The sequence below is a fragment of the Pantoea sp. Ft-CA_14 genome (assembly GCF_024520875.1).
Classification (GTDB): Bacteria; Pseudomonadota; Gammaproteobacteria; order Enterobacterales; family Enterobacteriaceae; genus Pantoea; species Pantoea agglomerans.
Map to the genome: position 1 here is coordinate 560,940 of NZ_JALNPM010000001.1, position 10,902 is coordinate 571,841.

Sequence of the window (10,902 nt, forward strand, 5' to 3'; positions counted from 1 at the left end):
TGATAAAAATCAATCAATTAGTAAAAATCACTGCGCCTGTGCCCGCTGGTTTTCGTGCGGTATGTCTGAAATCAGGCTACAGACCTGTTGATGGATTTCTCACTGTCGTCAGTGGTATGTAACACTGGGTCATCAGCAAACCCGCATGCCTATGAGGAAAGAAGACATGACCCGATTCGTAATGAATAAAAAGGATGATCTCGTCGACAGCGCGTTAGATGGCATGATTTACGCCAGCCCGTGGCGCAATCTGGTCCGGTTGCAGGTCGATCCGCGCATTCGCATCGTGATGCGTAATGACTGGCAAAAACAGCAGGTCGCGCTGATTTCCGGTGGTGGTTCAGGCCATGAACCGGCCCATGTCGGCTTTATCGGCAAAGGGATGCTGACGGCTGCCGTCTGTGGCGATGTTTTTGCTTCCCCCAGCGTTGACGCGGTTTACAACGCCATCATCAATATTACCGGTGAGGCGGGATGTCTGCTGATTGTGAAAAACTACACCGGAGATCGCCTCAACTTCGGTCTGGCGGCAGAAAAAGCGCGCAAAGCGGGATTCAGCGTCAATATGGTGATTGTCGGTGATGATGTTGCGTTGCCCGATAACCCTCAGCCACGCGGCGTCGCGGGCACGTTGCTGGTGCATAAAGTGGCGGGCTTCGTCGCAGAGCGGGGTGATGACCTGGCCGCGGTGACCGAGGCAGCAGAGGCAGCCAGTCGTGCTATCGCCACCATGGGCGTTGCGCTCTCAAGCTGCCATCTGCCGGATGAACAGACCGGCCAGCGAGTGCCAGACGGCAGCGTTGAAATGGGGCTGGGGATTCACGGCGAACCGGGCGTTGACGTCATGCAGACGCAAAACAGTCAGCAGATTGTGCAGCATCTGCTGGAGAAAGTGATGCCGGACAACGATCAGCCACGCGCGCTGTTAATCAATAATCTTGGCGGCATGTCCGCGCTGGAAATGAGTCTGGTCACACGCGACCTGATTGAGTCGCCGCTCAGCCGGGGCAGTGATTATCTGATTGGCCCGGCTCCGCTGATGACCGCGCTGGACATGAAGGGCTTTTCCGTCACCTCCATGACGCTGACGCCGTTGTTCGAGGAGGCGATCTGTGCGCCGGTTGAGGTCACCGGCTGGGTTCAGGCGGTTAAAGTCGCACCGCTGCAGCCGGTTAACGCGACAAAAGAGGCAACAGCGCATCCGGCGCAACCCTCAGATAACCCGACCGTCGCTGCGTTTGTTAACAGCATCTGTGAAACCCTGATCGCCAGCGAAAGCGAGCTGAACAAACTGGATGCGCAGGTCGGTGATGGCGATACCGGTTCGACCTTTGCTGCTGGCGCACGCCAGATCCAGCGCGAATGTACAGATAATCAGCTGCCGTTAAATGCCTTGCCCGATCTGCTCGCGGTGACGGGTGAGCGACTGGCTACGGTGATGGGCGGCTCCAGCGGCGTACTGATGGCGATCTTTTTCACTGCTGCTGCGCAGCAGCTGGCCGAAGGCGATGCGCTGCCCGCGGCCCTGCAACAGGGTCTGGAGAAGATGAAGCAGTATGGCGGGGCACAACCAGGAGATCGCACGCTGATTGATGCGCTGCAACCGGCAATCGAGGTGCTGGTGGCGGGTAAATCGCTGGCAGAGGCGGCTGATGCGGCACAGCAGGGCAGTGATGCAACCGCCAGCATGGGGAAAGCAAAAGCGGGCCGATCATCCTATCTTAACAGTGCTAACCTCAACGGCGTGTCTGATCCGGGTGCCGTCGCTGTCGCCAGAGTCTTTGCGGCATTAAAAAAACTTTAATCCTGTCACGACGCTAAACGCGCCTGGAGAAAGGCCAGTAACTGGCGGTTTACTTCGCTGCGCTGACGGTGCTGCGGGTAAACCGCATTCAGAGAGAGTGCGGGCGGCAGATAGTCGTCCAGCACGGTCACCAGCTCACCGCGTTGCAGGGCTGTCTCAACGATAAAGGCGGGTAACAATACCAGTCCTAAGCCTGCCAGTGCGGCATCACGCAGGACCTCGCCATTGTTACTCACCATCGGGCCCTGAACCGCCAGCCACTTGGGTTTACCATTGACCTGCAGTTCCCAGCCATTCTGACCTTCACGTCCGTAGCGCAGACAGGCATGTTGCTGCAAGGCTTCTGGCTGCTGCGGCACGCCTACCCGTTCCAGATAGCGGGGGCTGCAGCAGATAACCCGCTTCAGCTCGCCGAGCGGACGGGCAATCAGCGTGGAATCAGCCAGCGTACCGATGCGAATCGCCATATCAACGCCTTCGCCAATCACATCGGCATAGCGGTCAGCCAGCTCAATATGAAACTGCAATGACGGATGGTGGCTCAGAAACTCGGCAATCAGGGGGGAGAGGTGGCTCATGCCAAAGGACATCGGCAGATTGATTCGGAAGGTGCCGCGCAGCGCCTGCTGCTGCTCTGACACCGCCAGTTGCGCTTCCTGAATCTCATCCAGAATGCGCTGAGCATGTTGCGCGAACAGTAAACCTGCATCCGTTACAGACAGCTTACGGGTGTTACGGATCAGCAGTCGTACCCCTAATGATGCCTCCAGCGCAGCCATGCGGCGGCTGACATACTGTTTCGATAGCATCAGATGCTCAGCTGCTGCAGTAAAGTTGCCAGCATGCATTACGGCAACGTAAATCCGAAGATCTTCAATCTGCATAGTGTCCACTTATCGGTGACAGTGACGATGATTCAGGCGAAACTTCAGCCAGACGCGTTAACTTATATCGGGTAATGCGTCACAGGGCAACGCGCCAGCTCTCTCAGCCAGCGCGACGGAGATCATAGATTTGCCGTTTCCTTACCCCTGAACAGGCGGTCAGTCGGGTCAATCGCGTTAAAGCCGTTATAGTAATCAGGCTGTGACGCAATCCATACGGAACATAATCTCTTGAGTAATCTGATAAGGAGTGGCTGGTGAAAAAATTACTCTGCGCGACGGTGCTGGCCATTTTGCCAATGACCACGCTGGCGGCGTCGGTATTTACGCTGCAATCACAAGACTTCAGCGATAATGCGCTACTGGATAAAAAGTTTGCCGGTGCCAATAAAAGTAATCCTTCCTGTACCGGTGAGAATATCTCTCCCGAATTGAACTGGTCTGCGATTCCGGCGGGCACCCGCAGTCTGGCTCTTCTGATGACCGACCCGGTCGGGGCCAAAGGGCTCGGCGTTACCCACATGGTGGCCTATAACATTCCCGCCAGCCGCTCGTCATTTGCGCAGGGGGCTCTGACAAAGGGCAAGGACTACACCGGCGGAAAAAATACCCCAGGGACGCTGCACTATTATGGTCCTTGTCCGCCTGCAGGCAGTGGGCTGCATCACTATAACTTTGTGCTGATCGCCACCGATTTGCCGGTGGGTCAGTTGAAAGCGGGGTTAACCCAGGCAGAGCTGGTTGCACAGCTAAAAGGCCATGCGCTGGGCGCGGCCAGCACCGTTGGCCGCTTTAGCAATGAATGACCTGCACGTATGCAGAGGCAGCGCTGAATAGCCTGCCTCTGCGCGCAGCGGGTCAGTCGCCACTGAACATCTCGCGGATGCGCGACGCAATGTGATGGGTGTGCGTCTCCAGCGCGAAGTGGCCGCTATCCAGCATCTCGACCACCGCCTGTGGATTATCCCGCTGCCAGGCCACTGCGCCCGGTGGAATAAAGAACGGATCGTGCTTGCCCCAGATCACCAGCGTTGGCACCTGCTGCTGGCGAAAGAACGCCTGAAATTCCGGATAACGTTTCAGATTACTGGCGTAATTGAGAAACAGGGCCTGCTGAATATCTTTGTTACCGGGGCGCTCCATCAGCAGAGTATCCAGGGTATAGGTTTCCGGGGCGATCTGCTGCGGATCGCTCACCCCATGCAGATACTGCCACTTCACCCCTTCCAGCGTCAGGATGGCGTCACGGATCACCTGACCATTTGCTTCGCTGGGATCGTCCCAGTAGGCGCGGACCGGCGCCCAGGCCTCTCCTAATCCCTCCAGATAGGCGTTACCGTTTTGTGATATCAGTCCGCTGACGCGATCGGGGTAAGCCAGTGCCAGTCGCAGACCGGCAGGTGCGCCATAGTCGAAAACATACATCGCATAACGTTCCAGCCCCAGTGCATCGACAAAGGCGGTCAGCGTCTGGCCAAGCGCGTCGAAGGTCCAGGAATAGTTGCGCTCAGCAGGCACTTCAGTGAAGCCAAAGCCCGGCATATCGGGTGCGATGAGATGAAATTTATCGGCCAGAAGCGGGATCAGATTGCGGAACTGATGTGAAGAGGTGGGAAAGCCATGCAACAGCAGCAGTACCGGCAGGGAAGGATCGCCCGCTTCGCGATAGAAAATATTGACGCCATCGGCCTGCTGGTAACGATACGAAATGGATTGATCACGCATGCTGAACTCCTGTAACTGGTTAAATGATGTTTATGGGGTTACTAAGAGTCATTATGCAGCCAGAATGTAACCTGTCAAATCAATTTATAATGGTTACAAAAGGTGCGGTGTAACTATTCAAATAGTACTTTGTCGGTTACAGTGGCATCAGCAGAGTTAACAAGGGAGGCAATATCATGGCGGAAACGCAATCACACACCGCCCAGGGACCGTGGTTTCTGGCTGATCATCCGGCGCTGGATTTCATCAATACCCTGGCCATCGTGGAAGGCCAGCCGCACGACTTCTGGCAAACCGATCAGGATGTTGAAGCCTGGCTACACCAGGCCGGACTGGCACCAGACGCCCCGGCTCCGCAGCATGAACCGGGTGCACTGTTGGAAGCAGCGCGTCACTTACGTCAGATCATTCGTGATAACGTGCAGCAGCACAAAGCGGGAGAGGGCGTTGATATTCAGGCGCTGAACGCCTGGCTGGGTGAAGCGACCAGCCATCTGCAAATGACCGGGGAGCCGGGTGCCTTAAAAATCAGGCGGGTCTATGCGGGCCAGAGTGTGATGCAGCGGCTGGGACAGGTTGCGGAACAGGCTGCGATGTTGCTGGCGCAGGAGGATTTCAGCAGAGTCCGTGGCTGTGAACATCCCGCCTGTACACTGTGGTTTTACGATCGCACCAAAGCGCATCGCCGCCGCTGGTGCAGCATGGCGCTGTGTGGCAATCGGGCGAAAGTGGCGCGTTTCAGGGCAGTTAAATCAGCTGGGTAAACAGATCGGATGGCAGATAAAAAAACACCCTGCAGAGCAGGGTGTCAGAACAGTTATTTCGCAGTGGTCGCTGATGGCTTGTGCCGCTTGCGCAGCTTGTCGATCAGGCGATGCGCTTCCGCTTTGGTCGCTACCGCAGGGGATGAACCGGTCAGCGGTTGACGGGCTGTTTCACGTACCGTCAGAATGGTGAGCAGGCCAATCACGCCCGCACCCATCATGTAGTAAGCTGGCATCATATTGTTTTTAGTGGTATCCACCAGCCACGCGGTAATCAGCGGTGTCGTACCCCCAAACAGCGATACCGACAGGTTGAAGCCGATGGCCAGCGCACTGTAACGGATATCGGTAGTAAACAGCGCAGGCAGCGTCGAAGGCATAGTGCCGCTGAAGCAGGTGTGCAGTACACCCAGAATCATCAGGCCGCCAAATACCGCCCACATATTACCGGACCCGATCAGCATAAAGCTCGGGATGGCGAGCAGGATCAGACCCACCGCACCAAAGGCAATCACCGGACGACGACCAATGCGGTCGGTCCAGCGACCCCACAGCAGCGTCAGCGGCATCATCACGAACATCGCCACCATCACCAGCAGCAGGCCACTTAACTCTGGCAGACCCAGCACGCCGGTCAGATAGCTCGGCATGTACGAGGTCAGCATGTAGTTAGAGACGTTAAACAGCAGTACCAGACCGATACATTTCATCATCGGTGCGCGGTATTTGCTCAGCATCTGCATCAGCGTCAGACGCGGCTTACTTTGCTCCAGCGCTTCCTGTTTTTCCATGTGCTGCTGGAAAGCCGGAGTCTCTTCCAGCTTCAGTCGCACATAGAGACCAAACAGGCCCAGCGGCGCGGCGATAAAGAACGGCACGCGCCAGCCCCAGGACATCATCGCCTCATTCGACATCACGGTGGTCATCACCGTGACCAGGCTGGCACCCAGCAGGTAACCACCGATGGTGCCGAATTCCAGGAAGCTGCCCATAAAGCCCCGGCGTTTATCGGTAGAGTACTCCGCGATAAAGGTCGCTGCGCCGCCATATTCACCACCGGTTGAGAAGCCCTGGATCAGACGTGCCACCAGCAGCAGAATCGGTGCCATGATGCCTATTGAAGAGTAAGCCGGGATCAGACCGATACAGAATGTACCAATCGACATCATGATCATCGTCATCGCCAGCACTTTCTGCCGTCCGATGCGGTCACCCAGCGGGCCAAATACCAGGCCGCCAATCGGACGGACCAGGAAGGCCGCGGCAAACGTACCAAAGGTGGCGATTAGCTGCACCGCGTTGTTGGCATCCGGGAAGAAGACTTTGCCGATGATCACGGCGAGATAGCTGTATACGCCAAAGTCGAACCATTCCATCGCATTACCTAACGCAGCTGCGCCAACTGCACGCTTCAGCATGTCGTTGTCGATTACGGTAATGTCGTCAACAGTCAGCTCTTTTGGCTTCCTGTTCCAGAAATGTTTCTTTGGGTGTTCAGACGATGAGTTTCTGGTGTCCATATTCTCCTCAGGTGCATCAATGAAGGAGTCTTATAGCTTTCGCAGCCGCAAACAATGTTCAGAAGAAACCGTGGAAATGAAAGCTATAAGAAGCCGAATAAGTTTTAAGTGAAGCGGCAGAAACCGCAGCCGGTAAACTCTAGACTACGATTGTAAGTTTTTGCAAGTTTTCAGCCGAAATAACTGCATTTACTGACAAACCCAGCATAGTGAACTTATTCACGCCTGCTTACGGGTCTGAACATTTGGTAATAACTTGCGGCTGGTGCTCTGGTTATATCTGGAACTGATTTTCCCGGTGCTGATGCGCTACTTAAACAGTTTCAGTTCGTCGATGCGATCCAGCGCCTGCAGTAATTGCTCCGTCCCGGTTGTCAGGCTGATGCGAATATAATCACGACCTGCTGCGCCAAACCCGTTACCCGGTGCCACCAACAGATGACACTGGGCCAGTAGCAGGGCGGCGAACTGCTCCCCGGTGAAACCAGCTGGCGCTGCCAGCCAGAGGAAAAAGGTGCCCTGACGGGCGCGAACCGGCCAGTGCATTGCTGCCAGCCTGGCTAAAATCACTCTGCGCCGCTGATGGTAATGCTCTGCCAGCAAGCTGAGTTGTTCAGCGGGCAGCGACAACGCGGTGATGGCGGCATCCTGCACCGCGCCATACACCGTGCTGTAGCTATGAGTATGAAGTTTTTTAAATGCTGCAATCATCGAGGCGTTTCCCACCGCAAATCCCACCCGCCAGCCTGCCATGAGTGCGCTTTTTGACAGCGTGTAGATTTCCACGCCCCAGGCTTTGCCATCGGGCTGTGCCAGCAGACTCAGCGGCTGTTCGCCCGACTCACTGCCCAGCGTGGCATAGGCGAAGTCATGAATCAGCGGAACATGATGCTGGCGGGCGAAGGCCAGCGCGTCGGCGAACAGCGCGGCTGTCGCCAGTGCGCCAGTGGGATTATGGGGATAATTGAGCAGCAGCAGACCGGTACGCGCCGCGATCTCGTCCGGCACCTGGGTGAAATCGGGCAGGAAATCATTGCGCGCCTCCAGCGGAATGCCATAAAAATCGGCACCTGCCTGACGGGCCGCTGAGCGGTAGAGCGGATAGCAGGGATCGGTAGAGATCAACACCTGCCCCGGATTGAGCAGGGCGCGGGGAAAACCGTTGACGCCAATGTGCGCGCCCTGGAACAGCGCCACTTCAGTTTCAGGATCGAGCGTGACGCCGTAGTGACGCTGGTAAAAGGCTGCGATAGCACGGCGCAGCGCGGGTTTGCCCCAGAACGAGGGATACTCATGGTTCTCCGGTTTCGCTGCCGCAGCCTGTAATGAAGCGATTACCGCGGGCGGCGTTGGCTGACGTGGACTGCCGGAGGAGAGATCGATCAGCGGTAACAGCGCATCATCCAGTTGTGCTGCCTGCTTTTCAAGCATGCTGAAGAGGTTCTCTTCCAGCCCTGCGACCATCTCTGAAGCTGCAAACTCCGCCATATCTCTCCCGCAATAAACAGTGTTAAGCGGGGAAGAATGACACAGCTGACATTAAAATCTTTAGCAGAAATAACGCTGTTCTTTGCAGGGATTCGAATATCCAGCGTGTGACTATCGTTAGCATAAATAAGCCAAAGTCGGGGCTGGGTTTTGCCTGTTCCTCTCCGCGATGGCTGTGATTAAATCGATCGCTCTCACAATAATGAATCAGGGCAAACAATGCAGATCACATCCCGGGGAATTATTCTGGCGCTGACCACCGCCAGCCTTTTTATTTCTGCCGCTCAGGCAGCCGACCAGAAGAAAATACGGATTGGATTTAATCCAGGGCCTTATAAAGAGCAATTTGAAAAAGGCGTCGCGCCCTTATTAATCAGGCAGGGGTATACTCTGGAGTATAAAGATTTCAGTGATGGAATTCAGGTTAATGATGCTGTTCATCGCGGGACGATTGACGCCAATATCATGCAGCATCCCGTCTATCTTAAGTCGGTTAATGAGCGGCTTGGCATTGATAACGTTGGGATTGTGCAGGTGCCGACCCCGCCAATGGGGCTCTACTCTGGGCGCGTGAAAACGCTGACTCAACCCGCGCCGGGCAGCACGGTCTCTGTGCCCAATCAGCCCTCAAATGAGTACCGGGCGGCGCTGTTACTCCAGAGCATCGGCTGGCTCAAAATCAGCCCCGATAGCGATGCTGCCACTTTTTCGCAGAAAAATATCACGGAAAATCCCTACAAAATCGTGCTTAAAGAGATGGATAACGCTCAGCAGGTGCGTGCACTCCCCGATGTTGACTATGGAGTCATTCAGGGCAACTTCGCGGTATCCAGTGGCATGAAACTCAATTCGGCACTGAAACTGGAAGCGGCAACCAGCCAGTTTATTAACGTGGTTACGGTAGCCGGTAAAAATAAGCAGGCTCAGTTTGCCCGTGACATTATTGCCGGCTACCACTCAGCAGAATTTAAAACCTATATCACCGGTAATGCGCAGTATGCGGGCTATCTGCTGCCAGATTATTTCAAATGAGTCAGGTAGCCATTGCGTTTCGCCATGTCAGCAAAACGTTTGCGCGTAACGGTGCAGAAGTGCAGGCGCTGAAGGAGATTAATCTGCGTATCAACCAGGGTGACATCTTTGGCGTCATCGGCACCAGTGGAGCCGGAAAAAGTACGCTGCTGCGCCTGATTAATCACCTGGAGACCCCCACAACCGGCTCGGTTGAGGTGCAGGGTGAAGCGTTACAAGGGATCAGCAAAAAGCGCTTAATTCAGGTCAAAAAGCAGATTGGCATGATCTTCCAGCACTTCAATCTGCTCAATGCCAGAACGGTGTTTCACAACGTCGCCATCCCACTGATTTTACAGGGCCGGGATAAAGATTTTATCGCCACCCGCGTGGCGGAGCTGCTGGCGTTTGTTAACCTCAGCGACAAAGCCCACAGCTACCCGGATGAACTCTCCGGCGGACAAAAACAGCGCGTCGGAATTGCCCGCGCGCTGGCAACCAATCCCGCGATTCTGTTGTGTGATGAGGCGACCTCCGCGCTGGATCCCCAGACCACGGTACAGATTCTGCTGCTGTTACAGGAGATTAATCAGCGTTACGGCATCACCATTGTCCTGATCACCCATGAGATGTCGGTGGTCCAGAAGATCTGCAACCGGATGGCGGTGATGGAGCAGGGCCGTATCGTTGAACAGGGCGATGTCCTGTCGCTGTTTGCTGAACCGCAACAGTCGGTGAGCGCCAGCTTTGTGCAGTCCGTTATTCACGATCGCCTGCCACAGCAGACCCTTGCGCTGTTAAGCCAGCATCCGGCTGTCGACGTGTTGCGGCTGGAGTTTGTCGGCAGCACGGCACAACAGCCGATCATCAATCGCCTGATCCGTGAACATGAGGTTGAAGTGAATATCCTGTTCGCCAGCATGACGGAAGTACAGCGTACCATTCTGGGTTTCATGATTGTGCAGATCAAAGGCGAGCCCGCAAGACGCGAGGCGGCCATCCAGTTTCTCATCGCGACCGGAGTGAAAATCAGTGATGTCAGAACTCTTTGAAACCGCCGTTACCGGCGATCAGTTCCTGACGGCGATGCAGGACACGCTGATCATGGTGGCGTTGTCGCTGGGCTTTGGTTCGCTGCTGGGCCTGCCGCTTGGCATTGTGCTGGTGATCTGTCGTCCGGGTGGGATACAGCCGAATCGACTGGTACATCAGTTGCTGAACCCGATCGTGAATATCATCCGTTCACTGCCGTTTATTATTCTGCTGATCACTATTCTGCCGCTGACGCGCCTGCTGGTGAACACCACCATCGGTACGGCGGGGGCCATTGTGCCGCTGGTGATATTTATCGCGCCCTATATTTCACGGCTGGTGGAGAATGCGCTGCTGGAGGTGGATGAGGGCATTCTGGAGTCAGCCAATGCGATGGGTGCCACCACGCTGCAGACCATCTGGTATTTCATGATACCGGAAGCCGCCTCGTCGCTGGTGTTAGCTCTGACCACCGCCACTATCGGCCTGCTGGGTGCGACGGCAATGGCGGGCACGGTGGGCGGCGGCGGTATTGGCGACCTCGCCATTACTTACGGCTATCAGCGCTTTGATGCCTTTGCCACGATTTCGACTGCGCTGGTGCTGATTGTCATTGTCCAGCTACTGCAAACCCTGGGTACGCGTCTCTCGCGCCGTATCCGACGCGAGTGAGC

The 10,902-nt window shown here is 55.7% G+C and carries 10 protein-coding genes; 6 read left to right on the forward strand and 4 right to left on the reverse strand.

Translation table 11 applies throughout. From position 1 onward, the window contains the following. Positions 1-166 precede the first annotated feature (166 nt). The gene (locus NR195_RS02765; protein WP_207254485.1) at positions 167-1,804 is read left to right on the forward strand and encodes a dihydroxyacetone kinase subunit DhaK; all 1,638 of its coding nucleotides are present in this window, start codon (positions 167-169) and stop codon (positions 1,802-1,804) included. A gap of 5 nt (positions 1,805-1,809) precedes the next feature. On the opposite strand, the gene NR195_RS02770 is transcribed toward NR195_RS02765, so the two are convergent. After that, on the reverse strand, positions 1,810-2,688 hold the full coding sequence (locus NR195_RS02770; protein ID WP_256844067.1) for a LysR family transcriptional regulator: 879 nt from the start codon (positions 2,686-2,688) through the stop codon (positions 1,810-1,812). 257 nt (positions 2,689-2,945) lie between these two features. On the opposite strand from NR195_RS02770, the gene NR195_RS02775 reads away from it, so the two are divergent. After that, complete coding sequence (locus NR195_RS02775; protein WP_062759169.1) at positions 2,946-3,494, forward strand: YbhB/YbcL family Raf kinase inhibitor-like protein; 549 nt, start codon at positions 2,946-2,948, stop codon at positions 3,492-3,494. 52 nt (positions 3,495-3,546) lie between these two features. On the opposite strand, the gene NR195_RS02780 is transcribed toward NR195_RS02775, so the two are convergent. After that, the gene (locus NR195_RS02780; RefSeq protein WP_010247407.1) at positions 3,547-4,413 is read right to left on the reverse strand and encodes an alpha/beta fold hydrolase; all 867 of its coding nucleotides are present in this window, start codon (positions 4,411-4,413) and stop codon (positions 3,547-3,549) included. A 176-nt stretch (positions 4,414-4,589) separates the two neighbouring features. Between NR195_RS02780 and NR195_RS02785 the strand changes: the two genes are divergently transcribed. Further along, positions 4,590-5,177 carry an ABATE domain-containing protein gene (locus NR195_RS02785; protein ID WP_010247406.1) on the forward strand — a complete coding sequence of 196 codons (588 nt, stop codon included), beginning with the start codon at positions 4,590-4,592 and terminating at the stop codon, positions 5,175-5,177. Between the two features lie 53 nt (positions 5,178-5,230). Here the strand turns inward: NR195_RS02785 and proP are convergent, their stop codons facing one another. Together proP and NR195_RS02795 are read right to left on the reverse strand one after the other, a co-directional pair. Further along, positions 5,231-6,697 (reverse strand): glycine betaine/L-proline transporter ProP, encoded by a 1,467-nt coding sequence (proP, locus tag NR195_RS02790; RefSeq protein WP_010670739.1) that lies wholly within the window; start codon positions 6,695-6,697, stop codon positions 5,231-5,233. Positions 6,698-7,006: 309 nt separating this feature from the next. Beyond that, a complete protein-coding gene (locus NR195_RS02795) occupies positions 7,007-8,185 on the reverse strand; it encodes an aminotransferase class I/II-fold pyridoxal phosphate-dependent enzyme (protein WP_256844068.1) in 1,179 nt (392 codons plus the stop codon). Between the two features lie 219 nt (positions 8,186-8,404). On the opposite strand from NR195_RS02795, the gene NR195_RS02800 reads away from it, so the two are divergent. Genes NR195_RS02800 through NR195_RS02810 form a run of 3 tightly spaced genes read left to right on the forward strand, consistent with a single transcriptional unit; the run spans position 8,405 to position 10,900 of the window. After that, a complete protein-coding gene (locus tag NR195_RS02800; RefSeq protein WP_163763378.1) occupies positions 8,405-9,217 on the forward strand; it encodes a MetQ/NlpA family ABC transporter substrate-binding protein in 813 nt (270 codons plus the stop codon). Next, positions 9,214-10,248, forward strand: coding sequence for a methionine ABC transporter ATP-binding protein (locus NR195_RS02805; protein WP_010670742.1), 1,035 nt, complete (start codon positions 9,214-9,216; stop codon positions 10,246-10,248). The genes NR195_RS02800 and NR195_RS02805 overlap by 4 nt, the downstream gene beginning before the upstream one ends. Further along, on the forward strand, positions 10,232-10,900 hold the full coding sequence (locus NR195_RS02810; protein WP_010670743.1) for a methionine ABC transporter permease: 669 nt from the start codon (positions 10,232-10,234) through the stop codon (positions 10,898-10,900). Before NR195_RS02805 ends, NR195_RS02810 begins: the two co-directional genes overlap by 17 nt. Positions 10,901-10,902 lie beyond the last annotated feature (2 nt).

Bases quoted from the DNA above. Each gene is read 5' to 3' on its own strand.
- NR195_RS02765 (WP_207254485.1), top strand. From the start codon at position 167: ATGACCCGATTCGTAATGAATAAAAAGGATGATCTCGTCGACAGCGCG.
- NR195_RS02770 (WP_256844067.1), bottom strand. From the start codon at position 2,688: ATGCAGATTGAAGATCTTCGGATTTACGTTGCCGTAATGCATGCTGGC.
- NR195_RS02780 (WP_010247407.1), bottom strand. From the start codon at position 4,413: ATGCGTGATCAATCCATTTCGTATCGTTACCAGCAGGCCGATGGCGTC.
- NR195_RS02785 (WP_010247406.1), top strand. From the start codon at position 4,590: ATGGCGGAAACGCAATCACACACCGCCCAGGGACCGTGGTTTCTGGCT.
- proP (WP_010670739.1), bottom strand. From the start codon at position 6,697: ATGGACACCAGAAACTCATCGTCTGAACACCCAAAGAAACATTTCTGG.
- NR195_RS02795 (WP_256844068.1), bottom strand. From the start codon at position 8,185: ATGGCGGAGTTTGCAGCTTCAGAGATGGTCGCAGGGCTGGAAGAGAAC.
- NR195_RS02800 (WP_163763378.1), top strand. From the start codon at position 8,405: ATGCAGATCACATCCCGGGGAATTATTCTGGCGCTGACCACCGCCAGC.
- NR195_RS02805 (WP_010670742.1), top strand. From the start codon at position 9,214: ATGAGTCAGGTAGCCATTGCGTTTCGCCATGTCAGCAAAACGTTTGCG.
- NR195_RS02810 (WP_010670743.1), top strand. From the start codon at position 10,232: ATGTCAGAACTCTTTGAAACCGCCGTTACCGGCGATCAGTTCCTGACG.